The organism is Streptomyces sp. NBC_00353 (assembly GCF_036108815.1).
Lineage (GTDB): Bacteria > Actinomycetota > Actinomycetes > Streptomycetales > Streptomycetaceae > Streptomyces.
The window spans coordinates 2,353,026-2,376,086 of the sequence record NZ_CP107985.1 but is presented as its reverse complement, the minus strand read 5'-3'; the positions used below and the strand labels follow the sequence as shown (position 1 = coordinate 2,376,086).

17 protein-coding genes are annotated in these 23,061 nt (G+C 70.3%); 4 read left to right on the top strand and 13 right to left on the bottom strand.

Annotated features, from left to right (window positions below; genetic code table 11):
- Positions 1 to 51: 51 nt before the first annotated feature.
- From OHA88_RS11105 to OHA88_RS11095, 3 genes are all read right to left on the bottom strand, one after another.
- A complete protein-coding gene (locus tag OHA88_RS11105; protein ID WP_328625351.1) occupies positions 52 to 1,035 on the bottom strand; it encodes a carbohydrate ABC transporter permease in 984 nt (327 codons plus the stop codon).
- A complete protein-coding gene (locus OHA88_RS11100; protein WP_328625350.1) occupies positions 1,032 to 2,123 on the bottom strand; it encodes an ABC transporter permease in 1,092 nt (363 codons plus the stop codon). Before OHA88_RS11100 ends, OHA88_RS11105 begins: the two co-directional genes overlap by 4 nt.
- Positions 2,124 to 2,225: 102 nt before the next feature.
- Positions 2,226 to 3,830 (bottom strand): extracellular solute-binding protein, encoded by a 1,605-nt coding sequence (locus tag OHA88_RS11095; RefSeq protein WP_328629651.1) that lies wholly within the window; start codon positions 3,828 to 3,830, stop codon positions 2,226 to 2,228.
- A 572-nt stretch (positions 3,831 to 4,402) separates the two neighbouring features.
- Here OHA88_RS11095 and OHA88_RS11090 point away from each other — a divergent pair.
- Together OHA88_RS11090 and yicI are read left to right on the top strand one after the other, a co-directional pair.
- The gene (locus OHA88_RS11090; protein ID WP_328625349.1) at positions 4,403 to 7,285 is read left to right on the top strand and encodes a glycoside hydrolase family 3 C-terminal domain-containing protein; all 2,883 of its coding nucleotides are present in this window, start codon (positions 4,403 to 4,405) and stop codon (positions 7,283 to 7,285) included.
- 61 nt (positions 7,286 to 7,346) lie between these two features.
- The gene (gene yicI / locus OHA88_RS11085) at positions 7,347 to 9,632 is read left to right on the top strand and encodes an alpha-xylosidase (RefSeq protein WP_328625348.1); all 2,286 of its coding nucleotides are present in this window, start codon (positions 7,347 to 7,349) and stop codon (positions 9,630 to 9,632) included.
- Positions 9,633 to 9,767: 135 nt separating this feature from the next.
- Here yicI and OHA88_RS11080 read toward each other — a convergent pair whose 3' ends face one another.
- From OHA88_RS11080 to OHA88_RS11070, 3 genes are all read right to left on the bottom strand, one after another.
- Complete coding sequence (locus OHA88_RS11080; RefSeq protein WP_326606730.1) at positions 9,768 to 10,166, bottom strand: DUF6221 family protein; 399 nt, start codon at positions 10,164 to 10,166, stop codon at positions 9,768 to 9,770.
- 162 nt (positions 10,167 to 10,328) lie between these two features.
- A complete protein-coding gene (locus OHA88_RS11075) occupies positions 10,329 to 11,696 on the bottom strand; it encodes a cytochrome P450 (RefSeq protein WP_328625347.1) in 1,368 nt (455 codons plus the stop codon).
- Positions 11,697 to 11,880: 184 nt separating this feature from the next.
- Positions 11,881 to 13,689 carry an ABC transporter ATP-binding protein gene (locus OHA88_RS11070; protein ID WP_328625346.1) on the bottom strand — a complete coding sequence of 603 codons (1,809 nt, stop codon included), beginning with the start codon at positions 13,687 to 13,689 and terminating at the stop codon, positions 11,881 to 11,883.
- A 154-nt stretch (positions 13,690 to 13,843) separates the two neighbouring features.
- Here OHA88_RS11070 and OHA88_RS11065 point away from each other — a divergent pair, with 154 nt between their 5' ends.
- A complete protein-coding gene (locus OHA88_RS11065; RefSeq protein ID WP_328625345.1) occupies positions 13,844 to 14,533 on the top strand; it encodes a ThuA domain-containing protein in 690 nt (229 codons plus the stop codon).
- A gap of 46 nt (positions 14,534 to 14,579) precedes the next feature.
- Here OHA88_RS11065 and OHA88_RS11060 read toward each other — a convergent pair whose 3' ends face one another.
- From OHA88_RS11060 to xylB, 3 genes are all read right to left on the bottom strand, one after another.
- Entirely contained in the window at positions 14,580 to 15,425 is an 846-nt protein-coding gene (locus tag OHA88_RS11060) for a hypothetical protein (protein ID WP_328625344.1), read from the bottom strand.
- Positions 15,425 to 16,711 carry a VWA domain-containing protein gene (locus tag OHA88_RS11055; RefSeq protein ID WP_266999810.1) on the bottom strand — a complete coding sequence of 429 codons (1,287 nt, stop codon included), beginning with the start codon at positions 16,709 to 16,711 and terminating at the stop codon, positions 15,425 to 15,427. Before OHA88_RS11055 ends, OHA88_RS11060 begins: the two co-directional genes overlap by 1 nt.
- Positions 16,712 to 16,831: 120 nt before the next feature.
- Positions 16,832 to 18,316 (bottom strand): xylulokinase, encoded by a 1,485-nt coding sequence (xylB, locus tag OHA88_RS11050; protein WP_328625343.1) that lies wholly within the window; start codon positions 18,314 to 18,316, stop codon positions 16,832 to 16,834.
- 272 nt (positions 18,317 to 18,588) lie between these two features.
- Between xylB and xylA the strand changes: the two genes are divergently transcribed.
- Positions 18,589 to 19,758, top strand: coding sequence for a xylose isomerase (gene xylA, locus OHA88_RS11045; protein WP_328625342.1), 1,170 nt, complete (start codon positions 18,589 to 18,591; stop codon positions 19,756 to 19,758).
- A gap of 76 nt (positions 19,759 to 19,834) precedes the next feature.
- Here xylA and OHA88_RS11040 read toward each other — a convergent pair whose 3' ends face one another.
- The 4 genes from OHA88_RS11040 to OHA88_RS11025 all read right to left on the bottom strand — a co-directional run bounded on the left by OHA88_RS11040 (position 19,835) and on the right by OHA88_RS11025 (position 22,993).
- Positions 19,835 to 21,079 carry an ROK family protein gene (locus OHA88_RS11040; RefSeq protein ID WP_328625341.1) on the bottom strand — a complete coding sequence of 415 codons (1,245 nt, stop codon included), beginning with the start codon at positions 21,077 to 21,079 and terminating at the stop codon, positions 19,835 to 19,837.
- A gap of 109 nt (positions 21,080 to 21,188) precedes the next feature.
- Complete coding sequence (locus OHA88_RS11035; protein WP_328629650.1) at positions 21,189 to 21,809, bottom strand: DUF305 domain-containing protein; 621 nt, start codon at positions 21,807 to 21,809, stop codon at positions 21,189 to 21,191.
- 26 nt (positions 21,810 to 21,835) lie between these two features.
- The gene (locus OHA88_RS11030) at positions 21,836 to 22,486 is read right to left on the bottom strand and encodes a DUF3105 domain-containing protein (RefSeq protein ID WP_328625340.1); all 651 of its coding nucleotides are present in this window, start codon (positions 22,484 to 22,486) and stop codon (positions 21,836 to 21,838) included.
- A gap of 63 nt (positions 22,487 to 22,549) precedes the next feature.
- Positions 22,550 to 22,993, bottom strand: coding sequence for a hypothetical protein (locus OHA88_RS11025; RefSeq protein WP_328625339.1), 444 nt, complete (start codon positions 22,991 to 22,993; stop codon positions 22,550 to 22,552).
- Between the last annotated feature and the right edge of the window lie 68 nt (positions 22,994 to 23,061).

The window sequence follows — 23,061 nt, the reverse complement described above, 5'->3', positions numbered from 1 at the left end:
GGAGCGGGAGAGAGCGAAGGAAGCGGTGGGGACCGGAGCGTGTGGTGCGTGTCAGCCCTTCACGGCGCCGGTGAGCATGCCCTTCTGGAAGTGCTTCTGGACGAACGGCGACAGCACCGCGACCGGGATCAGCGCCAGCACCATGACCGCCATCTGCACGGCGAGGCTGTTGATCGCCCCGCTGCTGACCGCCGCGCCCATGGCGCCCGGCGGCACCTGGTGCTGGAGGACGAGCTGGCGCAGGATCATCTGGAGCGGGTACTTGTCGCTGTCCTGGATGTAGAGCATCGCGTTGAACCACTGGCTCCAGTAGCCGACCGCGTAGAACAGCGAGATCACGGCGATCACCGCTCGGGACAGTGGCATGACGATCTGCAGCAGGATCCGCCACTCGCCCGCGCCGTCGATGCGCGCCGCGTCGATCAGTTCGGGCGCGGTGTCCATGAAGAAGCCGCGCAGCACCAGGATGTTGAAGACGCTGATCGCGCTGGGCAGGATCATCGACCAGTAGCTGTTGCCCAGTCCGATGCCGGTGACCAGCAGATAGGTGGGGATGAGTCCGGCGCCGAAGAACATCGTCGCCATCAGCGTCATGAGCAGTTTGCTGTGAGCGAAGGAGTCCCGCCGGCTCAGCCCGTATGCGCAGAGCACCGAGATCACCATGCTGAACGCCGTACCGACGAGGGTCAGGCCGACGCTCACCAGGGCGGCCCGGGTGACGGCGCCGCCGCCGAGGAGTTCCTTGTACGCGACGAAGGTGACGGTCCTCGGCCAGACGACCAGACCTCCCGCGTTGTTGATCGTCTTCGTGTCGGAGAGGCTGGTGACGACCACCACCCACAGAGGTACGAGCACGATCGCGCAGATCGTGAAGAGACCGAAGCCCTTGAAGGCGAGACCTGCCTTGGTGGGCTCCTCCTCCCACACGGGACGGGGCTCGATCCGCAGCGCGCGCCGGAGCGGTGACTCCTTGGGTGCCGTGGAGGGCTGTTCCGTGCGGCCGTTGGCCATGTCAGTTTCCAGGAGAGTCGTCATTTCTTGGAGTACACCCCCTGCTCGCCCAGCATGTGGGCGACCTTGTTCGCACCCAGCACCATGGCGACGCTGAACAGTCCCTTGAAGATTCCGGCGGCGGCCGCGTAGCCGAAGTCGCCGGTCTTGATGCCCGTCCACCAGATGTAGGTGTCGAGGATTTCGGAAGCGCCCGGACCGACCTGGTCGCGCTGGAGCAGGATCTGCTCGAAGTCGAGGTTGAGCGCACTGCCGACCCGAAGGACGAGCAGCAGGGCGATCACCGGACGCAGCGCGGGCAGTGTGACGTGCCACATGCGGCGCCAGCGCCCCGCACCGTCGACGGCCGCCGCCTCGTACAGATCGGTGTTGACGGCGGCGAGCGCGGCGAGGAAGACGATCACGCCCCAGCCGGCGTCCTTCCACACGGCCTGTGCGGTGACCAGGAACTTGAAGAAGCTCGCATTGGTCATCAGGTCGAAGCCCTCATGGCCGTGTTCGCGCAGCCACTGCGCGACCAGGCCGGCCCCGCCGAACATCTGCTGGAAGACGGTGACGACGAGCACCCAGGAGAAGAAGTGCGGCAGATAGACGACAGCCTGCACCCAGGCCCGTACCCGCGCACTCATGATCGTGTTGAGCAGCAGGGCGATGGCGATCGGGATGGGGAAGAAGAGGAGCAGCTGAGTGAGGAAGATGACCAGTGTGTTGATGAGGACTTGCCAGAAGCGGTAGTCCTCGAAGATCCGGGTGAAGTTGTCGAAGCCGACGAAGGGGCTGCCGGTGATGCCCAGGTCGTACACGTCGTAGTCCTGGAAGGCCACGATGTTTCCGAGCAGCGGGATGTAGTTGAAGATCAGCAGCAGGGCGATGGCGGGCAGCGTCATCAGGACCAGCGTGCGGTCCCGGCGCAGACGCAGGCGCCAGGTGATGCCGCCCGCTGCCGGTCGAGTCCTGGCCGCATCTCGGGGCTTCGTGCTGCTGTCCCTGCCGCCTGCGGTGCTGTTGCTGTCCGCGCTCCTGCTGTCCCCGCTCCCGCCGTCGCCGATCGGGCCCGTCGCCCGGTCGGCCGCTCGGTCCGTTTCGGTCGCAACCGTGGCCCGTGGCTTCACCGTGTGCTCCCCATGTCGTGCTCTCCGCCCTGGCCGCCGGGCGTCCCTGCGCCCGGCGGCCGTCTCGCTGTCGTGCGTACGGGTCCGTGTCCGCCGTACGCGTCAGTTGCCGGAGCCGTTCTTCTCGAGAATGTCCTGGTACCAGGCGCGCAGCTTGTCGCCGCCGCTGTTCTTCCAGGTCGTCACCGCGGCGTCGACGTCGCTGACCTTCTTGCGGCCGCGCCGGATGTCCTTCTGCAGGTCGTCGAAGGGTGTGTACAGGGACGCGTACCGCTGCGGTTCGACGATCTGCATGCCGAAGAAGAGCGGCTTCTTGACGTTCGGGGCCTGCCGGGCCATCCAGCCCGCGTAGTCCTTCACCAGCTGCGGCTCGTCCGGGAAAGCGATGGTGTGCGGAGGTGAGGCGAGGAACAGGAAGGTGGAGGGCTGGGCCTCCTGGATGCCCTGCGGGGTGAAGGTCGGCACCCCGTCCTTGATCGTGTAGTGGGTGTCCTGCACGCCGTAGTTGGTGAGCATGAACTCCTTGGTGCCGTACGGCGCCGCGGCGAAGTCGGCGATACCGAGGAACTCCTCGATCTTCGCCTTCGGCAGCGTCTTGCTGAGGAAGGTGAAGATGCCGGCCGGGTCGTCCTGCCACAGGACCGGCTTTCCGCCGTCCTGGTTGAAGAAGTCCAGCGCCTGCATGTCGAACTTCGGGTTGGCGGCGGCCTGCTCGGTGACCATGCCCTTCCAGCCGCCGGTGCCGTCGTTGTACATCAGGACGCGTCCGCCGGTGAAGCGGATCTTGGAGTCGGCGTCCTTGCCGGCCTCGGCGTCCGGGTGGACGTAACCGCCGTCGTGAAGCTTGAGGGCGAAGGCGAGCGCCTCGCGGTACTCCTGCGTCTCGATCTTGTGGACGAGCTTGCCGTTCTCCAGCTTCCAGTAGTGCGGGGCGTCGGGCAGCAGCCCGAAGATCTTCTGGATGCAGGTCCACAGGTCGTCGAAGGCCCAGACCTTCTTCTTCGCGTCCGTGTACTCCTTGCCGAAGGCCAGCAGGTCGGCAGCGCTGCCCGGTACGGCGCCGGAGCCGATCAGGTCCTTGCGGTAGAAGATCGCGTTGCCGAGGACCGGCTGCGGCATGGGCAGACCGCGGAGCTTGCCGCCGAAGACGGAGTACTGCCAGGCGCCGGTCGGGATGTTCGCCAGGTTCGGGTACTTCTTGATCGCGTCACCGGCCAGGTACGGGCTCAGGTCGGCGAACTTGGCGGTGATCGCGTTGCGGATCTGGCCCTGCATGTTCCAGCCGGGGATGGTCACGACGTCCGGGATGTCGGAGCCGGCGAGGACCGCGCCGATCTTGTCCTGGTACGTGTTGCCGTCCTGCGGGTCGAAGTTCAGGGTCGCGCCGACCGCCTTGTTCACGGCCGTGTAGTACGGGTTGTTCTTCTTCGGGACGGTGCCCCACAGCGGAGTCATGATCCGGAACGCGGAACCCTTGCCCGGTGCGGACTTCACCGAGGCGACCAACGGGTCGGGCAGCTCGGTGAAGCCGGGGCTCGAACCGTTGACGCCCGCCACGTCGGGCTGGACCAGGTTCGACGGGACGTAGTTCGGCAGGACCTTCTTGAGCGCCTTGCCCGTCGTCGTACCTTCCTTGCTCCCGGAACCGGAGCCGCCGCCGCAGGCGGCGAGCAGCGGTACCCCGCCGGCCACGGCGACCGCGGCCACTGCGCTCGAAGCGAGGAAGCTCCGTCGGCTCGGGGCGGTGGAGGCGGGGGAGGAATTCGGCGTCATTGCGTCAACCCTTCGAGGCGCACCAGGACGACACACGGCGGGCGACCGCCGTTCGGCTCCTGTGTCTGAGGTGGGGCGTTACTGGTTGAGCCGGATGGGGCCGGTAGAACCGGACGGACCGGTGGAACCGGCTGAACCGGCCTAGGTGAAGCGGTTCAACAAGAGGTGACACGGTGACAGAACGTGTCACCGTCCCGGGAGATCGAGGAGATTGCGGGCGACCGGCGCCCCATCGAAACTCTGTCGAAGCGCTTCGATGTTGCAGCGAGATTAAGTGAAGGGCCCCGGAGGCACAAGAGCCCGTTTCCAGATTCCTCCGACGTGTTTCCCAACCGTTTCCCGGCGTGATCGAGCCCGGTTGGCTGTGAATGGCGAGGCTGCACCCTTGACACCCGTGGGGGTTGACGCAGAGCATCGAAGCGCTTCGAAAGATCTTCCGAGGCCTGGGAGTTCCTCAGCAGGCCCGGACATCGCAAAACCTCCCACCTCTCCAAGGGGACCCGCACGTGACGGAACAACCGCAGCCCTTCCGCGATCCGCGACTGCCCTTCGCCCGGCGCATCGACGATCTGCTTCAGCGGCTCACCCTCGACGAGCGGATCGCGATGCTGCACCAGTTCGCACCCGCGGTCGACCGGCTCGGGATCGGCGCCTTCCGCACCGGTCAGGAGGGACTGCACGGCGTGGCCTGGATGGGCCCCGCGACCGTCTTCCCGCAGGCCGTCGGCCTGGGCGCCACCTGGAACGACGACCTGGTGCGCCGGGTCGGCGAGGCAGTCGGCAACGAGGTCCGGGCCAAGCGGGCCAAGGACGACCGGGTCGGTCTCAACGTCTGGGCCCCGACCGTGAATCTGCTGCGCCATCCGCTGTGGGGGCGCGGCGAGGAGGGGTACGCGGAGGACGCCGCCCTGACCTCCGCCATTGCCGTCGCATACACCCGGGGACTGCGCGGCGACCACCCGCACTACTGGCGCACCGCCCCGGTGCTCAAGCACTGGCTTGCCCACAACAACGAGACCGACCGGGACACCTCCTCCTCGTCGGTCCGTCCGAGGGTGCTGCACGAGTACGACCTCCGGGCGTTCCGCGACGCCGTGCGGGCGGGCGCGGTGGCAGGCGTCATGCCCGCCTACAACCTGGTCAACGGGCGGCCCAACCATGTCTCGCCGCTCCTGTCCCAGCAGCTGCGACGCTGGACCGAGCAGTCGCTCGTGGTCTGCTCCGACGCCGGGGCGCCGTCCAACCTGGTCGACTCCGAGCACTACTTCGACACCCATGAAGAAGCCACGGCCGCCGCGCTGAAGGCCGGAGTCGACAGCTTCACCGACCACGGCCAGGACTCCACCGTCATGACCGGCCGCATCCGCCGCGCACTGGAGCAGGGCCTCCTCGACGAGGCCGACATCGACACGGCTGTCCGCCGCCTGCTCGAACTGCGCTACTCGCTGGGGGAGTTCGACTCCGGCCTCGACCCGTACGCGGACACCACCGCCTTCGACACGGCCGAACACCGGGCGCTCGCCCAGGAGGCCGCCGAACAGGCCGTGGTCCTGCTGAAGAACGACGGTCTGCTGCCGCTCGACCCCGGGGCGCCCGGGACGATCGCGGTCGTCGGCCTGCTCGCCGACGCCTGCAAGCTCGACTGGTACAGCGGCACGCTGATCCACCGGTCCACCCCGCTCGACGGAGTGCGGACCCGGTTCGGCGCGGACCGGGTGACGTTCGCGGAGGGCGCCGACCTGGTCCGTCTGAAGTGTGCGGCGGGCTGGCTGCAGATCCCTGCCGACGCCGGCACCGGCACCGGCCACGGCGCGGAAGGCGCCCTCGACCCGGCGCTCCTCGCCGGCCGCACCGACCTTCCGCCACTGACGTGCGGCGACACCCCGTCCGAGCTGGCGCTCGTCGACTGGGGCAACGGCGTCCTCACCCTGAGGGACCCCGACGGCCGCTATCTGTCGGTCGCCGAGGACGGTTACGTACGCGCGTCCGCGGACGAACCCGGCGGCTGGATCGTCCAGGAGACATTCCGCTGGGAGAAGGTGGAAGGTCACGCCGGGGGGCACCGCCTTGTGCACATCGGAACGGGTGGGTACGTCTCGGTTGCCGCCGACGGCGTAAAGGTTGCCGGGGTGGACGAAAAAATTTCCGGACACGCCGGGACGGGCGCCGGACCGGCCGCCGCCGTCTTCGAGATCGAGGTCGTCGAGCGCGGCGAGGACGCCGTCGCCCGCGCGGCCGCGGCCGCCGACACCGTGATCGTCGTCGTCGGCAACGACCCGCACATCAACGGTCGCGAGACCGAGGACCGCACCACCCTCGACCTGCCTGCCCACCAGGCACGCCTCTGGCGTGCCGCGCACGCCGCGAACCCGCGTACCGTGCTGGCGGTCACCTCCGCCTACCCGTACGCACTCACCGACGCTGCGGCCGCACTCCCGGCCCTGCTGTGGACCGCGCACGGTGGCCAGGCAGCCGGGACCGCGCTCGCCCGGATCCTGTCCGGCGACGTCTCCCCGGCAGGCCGGCTCCCGCAGACCTGGTACACCTCCGACGCGGAGCTGCCCGGCCTGCTCGACTACGACATCATCGGTTCACGGCAGACGTACCTCTACTACCAGGGCACGCCGCTCTACCCGTTCGGCCACGGACTGTCGTACACCGCGTTCTCCTACTCCGGGCTGACGGCCGAGCGGGACGGTGACCGGCTGAACGTGTCGGTGAACGTCACCAACACGGGTGTCGTCGCCGCCGACGAGGTCGCCCAGCTCTACGTACGAGCGCAGGAACCGTCCGTCGTCCGGCCCCTGCGTCAGCTCGTCGGCCACCGGCGTCTGCACCTCGCGCCGGGCGCCGGGCAGCGCATCGAGTTCGCCGTCCCGGTGACCGAACTGGGCCACTGGGACGTGGCGCACAGCCGCTGGACCGTCGAACCCGGGGGGTACGAAGTCCAGGCCGGAGCCTCCTCCGCGGACATCAGGCTCACCACCGCCGTCACGGTCGACGGCGAACCGTCCGGCCCCCGCCCTGTCCTGCACCACGGACTCGAGGCGGCCGACTACGACGAGCAGTTCGGCACCGAGATCGTCGACCGCACGAAGACGGACGGCGACGCCGTCACCGCCACCGCCCCCGTGAACGAACTCCTTTTCCGGCGCTGCGACTTCGCGGCCGGTACCCGCACCGTCGAGGTGTCCGCGGCGGGGGAGGGCTCCGTGGAGATCACGGTCGACGGCCGCACGACAACCGTCGACATCCCCGCCACCGACGGACCCTACGACTACCGCGGCCACGAGACGCCGCTGACCGCCTCCGGCGTGCGGGACGTACAGGTCACGCTGCGGGGCACGGTGCGTCTGGCCCGAATCGCTTTCCCGGGAGCAACCGAGTGACCCCGCCGTATCCACGTCCTGACTCTCACCTCCGTCCAGTTGCCCCCGGCAAGGAGTCCTCATGAAGTTCACCGACGGCTTCTGGCTCATGCGAGAGGGCGTCCGCGCCTGCTACGCGACCGAGATCCGTGACCTGCGGGTCGACGCCGACCAGTTCACCGCCTACGCCGCGGTCAAGCAGGTCCAGCAGCGCGGCGACACCCTCAACACCCCCCTCATCACGGTCGATTGCTTCTCCCCGGCCGAAGGGATCATCGGCGTGCGCACCACCCATCACGCCGGCAAGGTCAACCACGGACCGGACTTCGAGTTCCCCGGACTCGACACCGCGACCGCCGCCGCCCGCACTCGCCGGGACGGCGCGGTCACCGAACTGACCAGCGGCCCGCTGACGTTGCGCATGGACGGCGACGGACCGTGGGGCATGACGTTCCTCGACGCCCGGGGCCGCCGCCTGACGGGAGTGGACAGCAAGGGCACCGCCTTCGCCACCACCCCCGACGGCGCCCATCACATGATCGCCCAACTCGCCCTGGACGTCGGCGAGAACATCTACGGACTCGGCGAGCGCTTCACCCCGTACGTCAAGAACGGCCAGACCGTCGACATCTGGCAGGCGGACGGCGGCACCAGCAGCGACCTGGCCTACAAGAACATCCCGTTCTACCTCTCCTCGCGCGGCTACGGCGTCTTCGTCAACCACCCCGGCAAGGTCTCCTTCGAGATCGGCTCGGAGTCGGTCGGCCAGGTGCAGTTCAGCGTCGAGGACCAGTCGCTGGAGTACTACATCGTCGCCGGGCCGACGCCGAAGGACATCCTGGCCCGCTACACCGCCCTCACCGGCCGGCCCGCGCTGCCCCCGGCCTGGTCGTTCGGCCTCTGGCTGACCACCTCGTTCTGCACGTCGTACGACGAGGAGACCGTCACCTCGTTCGTCGACGGCATGGCGGAGCGGGACATCCCGCTGTCGGTCTTCCACTTCGACTGCTTCTGGATGCGCGAATACCAGTGGTCGGACTTCCAATGGGACCCGGACGTCTTCCCCGACCCGGTCGGCATGCTGGCCAGGCTCAAGGAACGCGGACTGCGCATCAGCATGTGGATCAACCCGTACATCGCCCAGAAGTCGCCGCTCTTTGCGGAGGGCGCCGAGCACGGCTATCTGGTGCGCCGTCCCGGTGGCGACATCTGGCAGTGGGACCTGTGGCAGCCCGGCATGGCACTCGTCGACTTCACCAATCCGGCCGCCCGCGAGTGGTACAACGCCAAGCTGCGGGTCCTTCTCGACCAGGGCGTCGACTGCTTCAAGACGGACTTCGGTGAGCGGGTGCCGACGGATGTCGTCTGGCACGACGGCTCCGACCCGGAGCGGATGCACAACTACTACGCGCAGATCTACAACCGGACCGTCTTCGAACTCCTGGAGAAGGAGCGCGGGCACGGCGAAGCGGTGCTCTTCGCCCGCTCGGCGACGGCCGGCGGCCAGCAGTTCCCGGTCCACTGGGGCGGCGACTGCTTCGCCTCGTTCACCGCGATGGCGGAGTCGCTGCGCGGTGGTCTGTCGCTGTCGCTGTCCGGCTTCGGCTTCTGGAGCCATGACATCGGCGGCTTCGAGGGCACCCCCGACCCCGCGGTCTTCAAGCGGTGGCTCGCCTTCGGCCTGCTCTCCTCGCACAGCCGGCTGCACGGCAACGTGTCGTACCGCGTGCCGTGGGCGTTCGGCGACGAGGCCGTGGACGTGGCCCGGAAGTTCACCCTCCTCAAGCACCGCCTCATGCCGTACCTGTACGGGGTGGCGGCCGAGGCCCACCGCACGGGCATCCCGATGATGCGGCCGATGCTGCTGGAGTTCCCGGCCGACCCGACCACCCGGATGCTGGACCGTCAGTACATGCTCGGCCCGGACCTGCTGGTGGCCCCCGTCTTCACGGAGGACGGCCAGGTCGAGTACTACGTCCCCGAAGGCACCTGGACCCACCTCCTGACCGGCGAAACGGTCACCGGACCGGCCTGGCGCCACGAGATGCACGGCTTCGACAGCCTTCCGCTCCTGGTCCGCCCCGGCGCGGTACTCCCGTGGGGCGCGGACGACCAGCGTCCGGACGGCGACTGGCTGGACGGCCTGACGCTGCGGGCCTTCGGCCCGGCGCCCGCGACGACCGACACGGTTGTCACCTTGGTCGACCAGACGGGCGCCGCTGCGGCGGCCTTCCGGGTCGTACGGGACAGTGCCTCGGGCTCGACGCAGGTCACCGCCGAGGGGACGGACCGTCCGTACCGCGTGATCGTGGAGGAAACCGGGGCGACGGGGCAGGGAGCGGGGACGGTGGAGGTGCCGGCGGTCTGAGGGGGCGCGTCGACGCCCGCACGGACGTGCCCTCGGCCCGCGCCACGGGGGCGGGGCGAGGGCACGCCGGTCCTGCGGGACACCACCCCGACCGCGGGAGTGGCGCGGGTGGCGCCGCGCCGCACGGACGGTTCGTCACTGGGTGAACCGGGGCAGCCACTTCGCCTGGTAGTCGGGGTGCCCGGCGTCCTCCGCGGCCATCTGCCGTACGACGAAGCCCAGTCCGACCGCGCGGCCGGAGGCGAAGTCGTGGTGGGGACGGTCGGCGTCCAGGGCGGCGACCTCCTCGTACTCGTCCAGCAGGACCCTGCTCGTCTCGATGCGGCGGAGCGAGCGCGCGGGGTCCTGCAGGGCGATGTGATCGTCGTAACCATGTGTCCGCAGGCTGAACGCGATGGCACCGGTCCGGTCGTGGACCTCCCCCGGCGTCTCGGCCGGGCACCGCCAACTCTGGCCGCCGGCCGCTCGCGCAACCTGTTCCTCCTCGGCCAGGCGCGCCCGCACGAAGGCCACCATCTCGGAGTTGTCAGTCATCGGGTTCCGCATCCTCCGCCGTCAGGTGCGGCCCCGCTCCGGCGTGATCACCCACCGGGTCCGGGGCCGGACTACTCGTTCAGCACGAGGATGCCGTAAGGCGGACGGCGGCTGCACATCGCGCCCGCGACCGTTCCGCCATCCGGACACGCTCCCGGCGGACTACCGGGCCCGTACCGTCGCCATGACATCCTGGTCCGGCTGGAGTGTCAGCGTGGGCACGGGGTTGACGTCGCCCGCGTCCACCTCCAGTTCGAACCGGCGCGCCAGCACCGCCAGGATCAGCACCGCCTCGACCATCGCGAACCGCGTACCGAGGCAGACCCGGGGACCGCCGCCGAACGGGAACCAGGCGTACTCCGCGATGTCGTCGCCGTTCTCGGCGTCCCAGCGCTCCGGGCGGAACTCCTCGGACTCCGGGAACCACCGCTCGTCGCGGTGCGTCGCCCATTGGCTCGTCCACACCCTGGTGCCCTTCGGCATGTCCACGCCGCCGATCCGCGCCCCCTCCTTGGCGACCCCGGTCACCAGCCAGATCGTCGGGTACAGCCGCAACGTCTCCTTGACCACGGCCTGGGTGTACGTCAGTCGCGCGTAGTCGTCGAACTCCGGCTCCCGGTCGCCGAGCACCCGGTCCAGCTCCTCGGTGAGCGCGGCGCGCGCCTGCGGGTTGCGGGACAGCAGGTACCACGCCCAGACCAGGGTGGAGCTGGTGGTCTCGTGCCCGCCGATGTAGAGGGTGACGGTCTCGTCGCGGATCTCCTTGTCCGTGAGCTGCGCGCCGTTCTCGTCCACCGCGGTCAGCAGCCGGCTCAGCAGGTCGGGGCGCTCACCGTCCCCGTCGCGGTGCCGGGCGACGACCCGGCCCACCTCGGCGTCGATGACCGCGGCGGCCTTCTTGATCCTGGCCCTGCCCGGCGTCGGCACCCAGTCGGGGAGCAGCGCGCCGATGCCGCTGAACTCCTTGCCGATCTCCTGCTGGGCGACATCCATCGCCCGGCCCATCGCCTCGGCGTCCGCCGGGGTGTCCACCCCGAAGATGGTGCGGACGGCGATCTTCTGCGTCAGCGCGGCCATCTCCCGCTTGATGTCGATGCGTTCACTGCCGGACCAGGTGTCCGCCAGCTCCACCGCGCTGCCCGCCATCGTCGCCGCGTACGACCGCACCTGCTTCGGCCGTACCGACGGCTGGACCAGCGACCGCTTCCGCCGCCAGTCCGGACCGCGCGCCACCACCACGCCGTTGCCCATCACGGTGCGGAACGCGATGCCCAGCGCCGGCTGGTCGAAGGTGCGTTCCGTCTCGGTGAGCAGTTCGCCTATGCACCCCGGATCGGCTATGAACACACAGGAGTTGGGACCGAAGCGCCAGCTCACCATGTCCCCGTACCCGCGCAGCCGCTCGAAGAAGGCCAGGGGGTTCTTCCCGAACTGCGGCAGATTCCCGAGAAACGGCAGCCCCTTGGGGCCCGGTACGGGTACGTGGCGGCTCGGCTCGGCATCGACGGCGGGGCCGGTCTCCGTGGACATGAAAGGTCTCCGCTCGCTGGTGGCGTACCCGGATCCGGTACGCGGCGACATGGCTGGACTCCACGGTGGCCGATGGAGTGGAAAGCCCATCTGCCTTGTGGAGTACGTGAGTTGTCGAGGGTAACCGTGCCGCGTTACGGGAGTGTGGTCGGGCGTATCGTGCTCGTCCCTGCGCCGGGGCGCCCTACGCGGACTTCGCCGGCTGCAACCCCGCGTACACCCCGCCCCGCCCCACCAGCTCCTCATGGGTCCCCACTTCGGCAATCCGGCCCCGGTCCATGGCCACGATGCGGTCCGCCGCCCGGATGGTGGAGAGCCGGTGGGCGACGACGAAGACCGTGCGGCCGTGGATCAGCCGGGCGAGCGCCTCCTGGACCAGGGCCTCCGAGCGGGTGTCCAGGGCCGAGGTCGCCTCGTCCAGGATCAGTACCCGGGGGTTGCGGATCAGCGCGCGGGCGATGGCGAGCCGCTGCTTCTGGCCCCCCGACAGCCGCGCGCCGCGCTCTCCGACGACCGTCGACAGGCCGTCGGGCAGGTCTTCGACGAAGTCGAGCGCGTTCGCGTCACGCAGGGCCTGGCGGACCGTCTGTTCGTCGGTTTCGCCCATGCCATAGGTGACGTTCTCCCTGATGCTGCCCTCGAACAGGATGGACTCCTGCGGCACGACGGACAGGAACCGGCGGTAGCTGCGCAGATCCAGGGTGGCCATGTCCGTGCCGTCCAGCAGGATGCGGCCGGACGTCGGGCGGATGAAGCCGATGAGGAGGTTCAGCACCGTCGACTTGCCTGCCCCCGAGGCGCCGACCAGAGCGACCGTCTCGCCGGGGCGCGCCGACAGGGTGAAGTCCTCGACAGCGGGGCTGTCCACTCCGTCGTAACCGAAACCGACCCGCTCGAAGTCGATACGGCCCTGCACCTCGTCGACCCGGTCCTTGCCCGCGTTGCTCTCCAGGTCCGGAGCCTGAAGGACCTCGCCGGCCGAACGTACCGACTCCAGGCCTTTGCTGATGATCGGCGCGAGGCTGAGCAGCGTGGTCATCGATCCGGTGAGCGTGGTGAAGAAGGCGCTCAGCATCACCACGTCGCCGGCCGTGATGGGCAGCCAGCCGTGGTACGCGACCAGGGCCGATCCTGCCAGGCAGGCCACGCCGAGCGAGTTCAGCAGGATCCAGGCGAGCGCTCCGAAGCGGCCGTTGAGCAGATCGAGGCGCAGGCCGGCCGTGAAGACCTGACGCAGCGAACCGTCGACGCGGCCGAGCGCCGTGCGCTCCAGGCCGTGGGCGCGGGTGATGGGGATCAGGCTGGTCATCTCGCTCACCCGGGCGGAGAGCTGTTCCACCTCCTGCCGGAACGACTCGTTGTGGCTCCGCAGCCGGGCCCGCAGCCGCATGACCAGCAGGGCGGCCGCCGGGACGACCACCAGGAACACCGGCAGGAACGACGGAACACGGACGGCGATGACGGTGAGCCCGCCGATCAGCGTGATGACGGCGGCCAGCCCCATGTCGGCGGACTGCTGCACCATCTGCTCGACGCTCTCCACATCCCGGACCACCTTGGCCTGGAGAACGCCCGCGCTCGTCCGCGAGTGGTAGCCGATGGACAGCTGCTGCATGCGGCGGCAGAGCGCGTCGCGCAGTGCGGTGCCCATCCGACGGACACTGCCGCCGAGGCAGCGCACGTAGAGCAGATGCATCGGGTAGTTGAGGACGAGCACGCACAGCAGTGCGCCCGCGTTGAGCCACAACTCCCGTTCGGGGCGGTGCTGGACGACTACGTCGATGATGTTCGCCGTGATCAGCGGAAGCAGCCACACGGGGCTGTGCTTGACGACGAAGGCGGCTGCGGCGATCGCGATGCGTCGACGGTCGGGGCGCAGAAGATAGCCGAGGGTGCGCACCGGGTGCTCGCCCCGGTAACGGTGATCGAGCGTGCCCGGTCGGTGGGATGCGTGGTCATGCGCATGGTGGTACGAAGAGACCGTTCGCTGCATGGGACAAGCGAATCCCGGCGGATCGAACAGCACAAGCCCCTTTCCACCAGCTGGATCCGATCGTCCCCGGCCCCGTCCGGAAGTCGGTGAGATCGTGCTCGTCCGGCGCGCATGATGAGGGGCGTCCCGTCCGAGCCGGCCTCCGGAGCATGTGATGGCGTCGCGCAGTCTTCCGAAGATTCTCGTCTTCACCCGTACCACCGCCTACCGCCACGACTCGATCCCCGACGCAGTCACCGCGTTCCGTGAACTCGGTGCCGGGCACGGCTTCGCCGTCGACGCGACAGAGGCGCCGGACGTCTTCGAGAGCGGGCTCGCCGGCTACGCCGCCGTGGTGTTCCTCTCCACCAGCGGGGAAGTCCTCACCCGTGCCGGGCGCACCGGACTTCGGGCGTACTGCGCCGCGGGCGGCGGGTTCATGGGCGTGCATGCCGCGGCCTGCACGGAGTACGACTGGCCGTTCTACGGCGAACTCCTCGGAGCCAGGTTCGACCGCCATCCCGCCCTCCAGCCGGGAACGGTGATCGTCGAGGACCACGGTCACCCGGCGACCGCGCATCTGGACGCCACCTGGGAGTTCACCGACGAGTGGTACGACTTCCGGGCGAACCCGCGGGCCAGTGTGCGGGTGCTCGCCAGTGCCGACGAGTCCTCGTACGAAGGCGGCGGCATGGGAGCCGACCATCCCCTTGTCTGGGCCCATGAACATGCCGGAGCCCGGGTCTTCTACACCGCGCTCGGGCACACCCGCGAGGCGTACCGCGACCCCGCGTTCCGCGCCCATCTCCTCGGCGGACTCCGCCATGTCGGCCTGTCGCACCACGGCGCCCCCGCCCCGCAATGAGGGGCGAAGGCGCCGTGGAGAGGGCCGGAGCGCGGCCGAGGGGCGGTCAGACGCCCGGCGGGACCCGGGACGGGCGGCCGCTGCCGCGGGTCAGGGAGTAGCCGAACACGGCCGCGAGCGCACCGAGGACGCCACCGCCGACGGTCCAGATCCAGCGGTCCGTCCACCAGCCGGAGGCCCAGCCGTCGTCCGGCTCGCTGCCGAGCGACACCCGGGTCGTGGACTCGTCGCCCGAGGACGCGTCGTCGGACGTCTGCCGCGCGGAGGACGCCCCGGGCACCAGAGGCTCGCTCAGTGCGCCGTCGACGTCGTGGGCCCCGCCCTTGTCGGCTGCCGTCACCTCGACCTCGGTCCGCACCGGCTGCCCGAGATCGGCCGACGGCAGATCGACGACGGTGAGGCGTACGTAGTAGCTGCCCGGCAGCGGGTCGTCGGCCCACGGCTCGGACCAGGCACGGACGGTCCGCAGGACGCAGGAGAGCTCGACCGTGGACGCGTCCGCGGCCGCCTTCCTGGTCTGGTGGCCGTACATGCAGGCCTGCCGGCGCCGCAGCCCGTCGTACACATCGACCTGCCAGGTCGACACGCCGTGCCGGGTCGCGCTCTCGGGCAGGGTGACCGTCGCCTTGACGGTGGCCCGCTGGCCCGCGTCGGCGGGGAACACCCAGTACAGGTAGTCACCCGTGGACGCCCCCGCGGTGGCGCGCTGGTTCTGCTGGATCGCCGTGGCGGTACGGAATGTGGTACCCGCCTCGGTGGGACCCGTACTGCCGTCGGACGCGCTCGGGCTCGGGCTCGCGGACGGGTCGTCGGCCGCGGCCGCCCCCGCCGACGTCAGCAGGGCGAACCCGGCCAGCAGCGCACCCGCGAGTACTCGTCTTGTACGCACCATCAGTTGGTCCTCCATACGGCGATGCGCCAGCGCGAGATCCAGCCGAGGAGCAGACCCGCGATCAGTCCGGTCAGGACGAGTACGCCCAGCAGCCACCAGCCGCGGCCGAGACCGAACGCGGCGGCGTCGGCCGCGTCGTCCGGCGCGTCCACCACGTCGACAGTCAGCTCGACCGGCATGCCCGGCGAGGTCTTCACGGAGGCGGGGGCCGAGAAGGAGTTGCTGAGCTGGAGGCAGACGGTCTCCGCGGCGGGCTTGTCCTCGCCGTCCGTGCTGTCCGTGTCGTCCTGCTCGGGCTTGGGGTAGCGCAGACCGGACGAGATCGCGTCGGTGCGACCGGTGCCGGACTCCGACCCTCTGACGATCTCGCGGCCGTGCACGGTGACGGCACGCAGCAGCACACCGTAGTCGTTGTTGACGGCTCGGTCCGCCGACACACTCACCGAGGCGCGCAGCTCCTGACCCGGCAGCACATCCACCCGGTACCAGCGGTGTTCGCCGAACTTCTGGCGGTCCGTGTAGAGACCCGCCTTGAGCTGCGGGGCGGCGGAGCAGCTGTCCGCGCCCTCGGTCGCCACCGGGGTGACGACGGGCTCGGCCGCCCGGTCCACCAACTGGGTCACACGATCGGAGAGCTCATCGGTGTGCTGGACGGCCGTGTACGTCCCGCCGGTCGCCTCGGCGATGCAGGTGAGCTGCTGGCGGATCTTCGCGTTCGGCACCAGGCCCAAGGTGTCGATGACGAGGTGGATGCCGCGGGCCGCGATGTCGCGTGCCACCTCGCACGGGTCGAGCGGGCCGCAGGTGTCCTCGCCGTCGCTGATCAGCACGATGCGGCGGGTGGAGTCGCCGCCCTCGAGATCGTCGGCTGCGCCCAGCAGGGCCGGGCCGATCGGGGTCCAGCCGGTGGGGGCCAGGGTCGCCACCGCGGTCTTCGCCTCGGTGCGGTCGAGCGGGCCGACCGGGTAGAGCTGCTTGGTGTCCTTGCAGCCGACCTTCCGGTCGTCGCCCGGGTAGTCGGCGCCGAGGGTCCGGATGCCGAGCTGCACCTGTTCGGGCACCGCGTCCAGGACCTCGTTGAACGCCTGCTTCGCCGCGGTCATCCGGGACTGGCCGTCGATGTCACGGGTCCGCATGGAGCCGCTGACGTCGAGTACCAGCTCGACCTTGGGGGAGGCTTTGGTGGGGGCTTCATCGGCAGCGGCGGGGAGGGCCGTGCCGAGCCCGGCGGTCAGGGTGGCAAGCAGAATGCCCACCCCGACCGTCAGCCTTCTTCTTATGATCATCGCCGGATACTAGTGAAGATCACATGGCATCCCCAAACCGGCAATCAGGCCCGTCCGGTGATTGACGGCAAATGCGCGGCCGGGGGCTGCGCAACCCGGTGAACGCGGGAGGTCACCGCGCTACTTGACCCCACCCAGCAGTGGCTCCGCGGCCCGCTCCAGCACCGAGCCGACCCGCTCCCAGGTCTCCGTGTCCCTTTCGACGGGCGGCAGTTGGGTGTCGTCACCGGTGTCCCAAGAGGTGGCGATCGCGACCGGGTCCTGTCCCGTGGCCGCCGCCTGGGCGAGTGCGGCCGCGCCCAGCGCCACCAGTTCGCCGCTGCCGGGCACGATGACGGGCCGTCCGGAGAGCCGTCGTACCGTCTCCACCCAGGCGTGTCCCTGTGCACCGCCGCCGATCAGGCGCAGCGGCCGGGCGGCCACCTCGGGGTCCGCCGGGTCGAGCCCGCAGGCCCGCAGCAGTTCGTCGAGGGCGCGCAGCACGGTGACGACCGCGCCTTCGTAGGCGGCGCCGAGGAGCTGCTGGGGGGTGGTGTCGTGCCGGAGGCCGGTGAGCAGGCCGGAGGCCGTGGGCAGGTCGGGGGTGCGTTCGCCGTCGAGGTAGGGGAGGAGCACCGCCTCGCCGCCGGGTGCCGTGTCGTTGCGGTCCAGGCCGAGCAGGGTGGCGACCTTGTCCACGGCGAGCGTGCAGTTGAGCGTGCAGGCCAGCGGGAGGTACGTACCGTCCGCCGCGGCGAAACCGGAGAGCGCCGCCGATGCGGGCCGGGTCCCGGAGGCGGCGAAGACCGTACCCGAGGTACCGAGGCTGAGTACCGGGTGGTCCAGCAGTCCGGCGCCACCGAGACCGAGGCCGACCGCGGCGCTCATGTTGTCCCCGGTGCCCGCCGCCACGGCGATCCCGGCCGGCAGCCCCAGCGTCTGTGCCGCTTCGGCGGTCAGCGAACCGGCCCGGGCCGCTCCGGTCGTGGCCACCTCGGGCAGCAAGGCGGGGTCCAGGCCCAGCAGTTCGAGAAGCTCGGGGTCGTACGCACCGGTGGCGGTGGAGTACCAGCAGGTGCCCGACGCGTCGCCGGGGTCGGTGACGGCCACGCCCGTCAGCCGTTCGGTGAGGAAGTCGTGCGGGAGGCGGATCGCCGCGGTCGCGGCGGCGGTCTCCGGCTCGTTCTCGCGCAGCCACTGCCACTTCGACGCGGTCATGGAGGCCACCGGCACCGACCCGGTGCGGGCGGTCCAGGCGGCCGCACCGCCCAGTGCGGCGGTGAGGGCGGCGGCCTGCGGGGCGGAGCGGGTGTCGTTCCACAGCAGGGCGGGGCGCAGCGGCCGGCCTTCACGGTCGAGGACGACCAGGCCGTGCTGCTGACCGGCCACCGCGATGCCGGTGACGTCCGCGGCGGGTACGCCGGACTCCTTCAGTCCGGCGGCGACGGCGGCGCGCAGTGCCTGCCACCAAACCTCGGGGTCGGTCTCGCGGGCCCCCGCCTCACCCGTGACGACATGCGGGGCACGTCCGACGGCGAGCAGCTGACCGGTGGCGGCGTCGACGAAGGCCGCCTTGGTGGACTGGGTGGAGCTGTCCACGCCGATGACGACGGTACGCGGCGGCATGGGTTACCTCATTCTCGCGGTGCGGGTGTGCGGGTGTGTGGATGCACTGGTGTGCTGGTGGGCACAGGTGCGAACGATTTGATCGTGCTGAAAACAAATTACGCGATCGCGTGCGTTCGGACCAGGGGCGTCCCTGGATTCATGGAGACGGTGGGTGACGAGGGGTTACGGTGCGGAAGGGTGCCGTGCAAGATTAATCATGACACTGAACAAATAGGGGTTCGGCGGCCTCGATCGGTTGCGGACCCGACTGCACCGAAGGTGGTCAGACGATGACGGAACGCTTCACGCCCACCCCGGCAGACCGATTCACGTTCGGTCTGTGGACGGTGGGCTGGCAGGGACGCGACCCGTTCGGCGACGCGACCCGCGCGGCGCTCGACCCGGTCGAGTCCGTCCAGAGGCTCGCGGAGCTCGGTGCGTACGGTGTGACGTTCCACGACGACGACCTGATCCCGTTCGGCTCCACGGACACCGAGCGCGAAGGCCTCGTGAAGCGGTTCCGGCAGGCGCTGGACGCGACCGGTCTCGTCGTGCCCATGGCGACGACGAACCTGTTCACGCACCCGGTGTTCAAGGACGGCGGCTTCACCTCCAACGACCGCGACGTGCGCCGCTACGCGCTGCGCAAGGTCATCCGCAACATCGACCTCGCCGTCGAGCTCGGCGCCACCACGTATGTGGCCTGGGGCGGCCGTGAGGGCGCCGAGTCCGGTGGCGCCAAGGACGTACGGGTGGCGCTGGACCGGATGAAGGAGGCCTTCGACCTGCTCGGCGAGTACGTCGTCGAGCAGGGCTACGACCTGCGGTTCGCGATCGAGCCGAAGCCGAACGAGCCGCGCGGCGACATCCTGCTGCCCACCGTCGGCCACGCCCTCGCGTTCATCGAGCGCCTCGAGCGCCCCGAGATGTACGGCGTCAACCCCGAGGTCGGCCACGAGCAGATGGCCGGACTGAACTTCCCGCACGGCATCGCCCAGGCCCTGTGGGCCGGCAAGCTCTACCACATCGACCTCAACGGCCAGTCCGGCATCAAGTACGACCAGGACCTCCGCTTCGGCGCCGGCGACCTGCGCCAGGCCTTCTGGCTCGTCGACCTCCTGGAGACCGGCGGATATGAGGGCCCTCGCCACTTCGACTTCAAGCCGCCGCGGACCGAGGGTTACGACGGTGTCTGGGCGTCGGCCGCCGGCTGCATGCGCAACTACCTGATCCTCAAGGAGCGCGCCGCCGCCTTCCGCGCCGACCCGGTCGTGCAGGAGGCACTGCGCGCGTCCCGGCTCGACGAGCTGGCCCTGCCCACCGCCGAGGACGGCGTGGCGGGTCTGCTCGCCGACCGGTCGGCGTACGAGGACTTCGATGTGACCGCGGCAGCGGAGCGCAGCATGGCGTTCGAGGCTTTGGACCAGCTGGCGCTGGACCACCTGCTCGGGGTCCGCTGACGCCAGGGCGCGGCCGCCGGACCTGTCCGGCGGCCGCACACCCCGGTTCGGCCCGCCGCCCGCACATCCCTCGTGGTCAGCCCGCCGCCCGCGCCGCGTACGCCACGGGGTCGGCCAGCACGTCCTGCATCACCAGCGCCGCCGCACCCCGCGCGGCGTCGCCCGCGACCGACGAGGCGCGCAGCCGCCCGCCGCTGCGGGACCACAGCCCGGACACCACCCTGTCCGTGAGCTCCTCGTCGGCGGGCGCCGACAGCCACGGCATCAGGCCCCGGTAGATCCCGCCGAGCACCACCGCGTCCGGGTCGAGCAGATTCACCGCCCCGGACAGCACCCGGCCCAGCATCCGGCCGGCATCGGCCACCGCAGCCACCGCCCGCTCGTCCCCGGCCCGGGTGCGCCGCTCCAGCTCGGCCACCCCGCTGCCGCGGCCGGTCTCCTCGATCCCGGCCGCCCGCAGGAGTGCCGACTGTCCCGCGTACTGCTCCAGGCAGCCGCGCGAACCGCACCGGCACTCCGGCCCGTCCGCGTCGACCACCACATGCCCGATCTCCCCGGCGAACCCGTGCGCACCGCGCAGCAGTTCACCGTCGATGACCAGGGCGCCGCCGACGCCGATCTCACCCGTCAGATACAGAAAGCTGCGGATCTCGTCGAGCCCGCCGAACCAGAGCTCGGCCAGCGCCGCCAGATTGGCCTCGTTCTCCGAACTCACCGGCAGTTCCGTGCGGCCGGGACGCAGCGCGGCGAGCGAGGCCGCGAAGAGTTCCTCGGCCGGCACCTGGTTCCAGCCCAGATTGGGTGCCTGACGCACCGCGCCGCCGGACACCAGACCGGGCAGTGCGAGCGCCACCCCGACCGGGAACAGCTCCTGCTCGGCCGCCGAGTCCAGGGTGCGCGCCGCGATCCCGGCGGCCCGCGCCAGCACCTCGGCGGGCGGGGCGCCCCGGTTGTCGAGGTGCTCGGTCAGCCGGACCCGGCCGGTGCCGGCCAGATCGACGACGCACACCGACACATAGTCGATGTTGACCTCCACGCCGAGCCCGGCGGGACCGGTGCGCGCCACCTTGAGTGCGGTGCCGGGGCGTCCGGCCTGCCCGCTGAACGTCTTGCCCGACTCGGTCAGGAACCCGCTGTCGAGCAGCTGCTCCACCAGCGAGGACACGGCGGCACGGGTCAGCCCCACGCGTGCGGCCACCCCGGCCCTGGTCGCCTCGCGGTCGCCCTCGTCACGGACGGCTCGCAGTACCAGGCTGAGGTTGCTCCGTCGCACGGTGTCCTTGTCGGCCTTGGGCCCCAGCGTCGTGAGGTTGCTCTTCATATCGCTGATGAGCCTATGCGATGCCGTACGTCAGTACGGTCCGGAGCCCGCTCCGGACCCGGCTCGGTGGTCCCCTGCGTGCGGGACCACCGAGCCCGGACCGTCCGGCTCATGCCGTGGCGCCGCGCTCCTCGATCATGTCCGCCATCAGCGCGATCTCCGACTGCTGGCCACGGGCCATGCCGGCCGCCAGGTTCCTGATCTCGTCGGTGCCCGCCCCGGCGGCCGCCGCCTGTGCCATCTCCGCACCGGCCCGGTGGTGCACGGTCATCAGCCTGAGATACATCACCTCGGCGTCCTTCCCCTTCGCCGCCCGCAGTGCGTCCAGCTCGGTGTCGGTCGCCATGCCCGGCATCAGCGATCCGTCGCCCCTGGGCTCGACCGCGTGGCCCATCCACTCCATGGGCGGGCGGCTCGAGCTCTTGGCGCGGCCCCACACGTCCAGCCAGCCGAGCATCATGCCGCGCTGATTGGCCTGGGTGTTGATGATGTCGTACGCGAGCCGCCGCACGTCCTCGTCGGCCGTCCGGTCACGGACGATGAACGACATCTCGACCGCCTGCTGATGGTGGATCGACATGTCACGGGCGAACCCCACATCGACCGAGGCGTCCGCGGGCGCGGCCGCCCGGTTCGCCTCCTGCGGGGTGGACGACGAGGTCGGGCGTACGAGCATCAGCGCGACCAGCCCCAGAGCCAGCAGCAGCACCGCAGCTCCCGCCGCACCCATCCGCCAGGGAGTGCGGACCGAGGACGTCACTGGGCGATCCCGCCGGTGCACGCGGCGCCCGGCTCCGGAGTCTGCGGCCCCTGGACGTATTTGGTGAAGAACTGCGCGACGCGTGTGTCGGTCGCGCTCTTCACCGTGACCTGCTTGCCCCAGGCGCTGAGGACCAGCGGGGCGTCCTGGTCCTTCACCGGGCTCATGAGGGAGTACGGCGTCCTGCCGACGCGTTCGGTGAACTTCTCGATGTCGGCGGGCTTCGCCTTCTCGTTGTACGTGACCCAGACGGCGCCGTGCTCCAGCGAGTGGACGGCGTTCTCGTTCGGGATCGGCGCGGTGTAGACGTCGGCGTCGCAGTTCATCCACACCGGGTTGTGGTCGCCGCCGACCGGCGGGTTCATCGGGTAGTCGACCTTCTTCTGAACATGGTTCTGGGTGAGCTTGTCCCAGCTCCGTTCGCCTCGGACGGGGGAGGACTTGGCCTGCTCCTCTGCCGCGTCCTGCTTGTCGGCGGCGGACATCAGATAGCCGCCGCCCGCGACGAGTCCGGCGACGACGGCGATGGACGCGGCGATGGTGATGATGCGGCTACGGCGCTCGCGGGCCCGCTCCTTGCGGCGGGCCTCCTCCAGCTTGGCGCGGCGCGCGGCGGCAGGGCTGTGCTGCTTCTTGGCGGAAGCCATGGGGAGTCCTCGGGTTCAACACGATGTACGGAAAGTGGGCAGGCGGAGGAACCGGGCCTGCTTCTAGGTCCGTTGAACCTGGAGACGGAGGCGGTCGACGGCGCCCGCGGCATCGTTGGAGGGGCCGCGGATACCGGCGGCGCCGGTGAGCCGGCCCTCCGGTGCGACGACCGTGGAGGTGGGGAGTGCGACGGGGGCGGCCTGGGGGGACAGGACGGCGTGTGTCGCGTGCTCCGAGGCGCCGTGGCAGGAACTGCCGGCGCCCCGGCCGCCCGGAGCCTCGGCCACGACGACGATGCGCGCGGTCGACGGGGGAGTCGCGCCGGGAGCCGTGACCGGAGTGGGAGTCGCGGTCACCGTCGCGGTCATGGCGTGGTGCGCGGCCACGCCGGTCTCGGCGAGCGAACAGCACGAGACCACGGCGAGTACGGCGAACAGCCAGCCGAGAACGGCAGACACACGGACGTCATCGCGCCGCGTGTAGGGCCGTTCTCCGAACCTGGTCATCACCGACATCGTAGCGGTGTGTGAAAGTTCAAGAAGTATGGGGAGCCTGTGGATGCGGCAGTTGAGGG

Bases quoted from the DNA above. Each gene is read 5' to 3' on its own strand.
- xylB (WP_328625343.1), bottom strand. From the start codon at position 18,316: ATGCCGCCGCGTACCGTCGTCATCGGCGTGGACAGCTCCACCCAGTCC.
- OHA88_RS11035 (WP_328629650.1), bottom strand. From the start codon at position 21,809: ATGGGTGCGGCGGGAGCTGCGGTGCTGCTGCTGGCTCTGGGGCTGGTC.
- OHA88_RS11025 (WP_328625339.1), bottom strand. From the start codon at position 22,993: ATGACCAGGTTCGGAGAACGGCCCTACACGCGGCGCGATGACGTCCGT.
- OHA88_RS11055 (WP_266999810.1), bottom strand. From the start codon at position 16,711: ATGATCATAAGAAGAAGGCTGACGGTCGGGGTGGGCATTCTGCTTGCC.
- xylA (WP_328625342.1), top strand. From the start codon at position 18,589: ATGACGGAACGCTTCACGCCCACCCCGGCAGACCGATTCACGTTCGGT.
- OHA88_RS11060 (WP_328625344.1), bottom strand. From the start codon at position 15,425: ATGGTGCGTACAAGACGAGTACTCGCGGGTGCGCTGCTGGCCGGGTTC.
- OHA88_RS11105 (WP_328625351.1), bottom strand. From the start codon at position 1,035: ATGACGACTCTCCTGGAAACTGACATGGCCAACGGCCGCACGGAACAG.
- OHA88_RS11040 (WP_328625341.1), bottom strand. From the start codon at position 21,079: ATGAAGAGCAACCTCACGACGCTGGGGCCCAAGGCCGACAAGGACACC.
- OHA88_RS11030 (WP_328625340.1), bottom strand. From the start codon at position 22,486: ATGGCTTCCGCCAAGAAGCAGCACAGCCCTGCCGCCGCGCGCCGCGCC.
- OHA88_RS11065 (WP_328625345.1), top strand. From the start codon at position 13,844: ATGGCGTCGCGCAGTCTTCCGAAGATTCTCGTCTTCACCCGTACCACC.
- yicI (WP_328625348.1), top strand. From the start codon at position 7,347: ATGAAGTTCACCGACGGCTTCTGGCTCATGCGAGAGGGCGTCCGCGCC.
- OHA88_RS11080 (WP_326606730.1), bottom strand. From the start codon at position 10,166: ATGACTGACAACTCCGAGATGGTGGCCTTCGTGCGGGCGCGCCTGGCC.
- OHA88_RS11070 (WP_328625346.1), bottom strand. From the start codon at position 13,689: ATGCAGCGAACGGTCTCTTCGTACCACCATGCGCATGACCACGCATCC.
- OHA88_RS11075 (WP_328625347.1), bottom strand. From the start codon at position 11,696: ATGTCCACGGAGACCGGCCCCGCCGTCGATGCCGAGCCGAGCCGCCAC.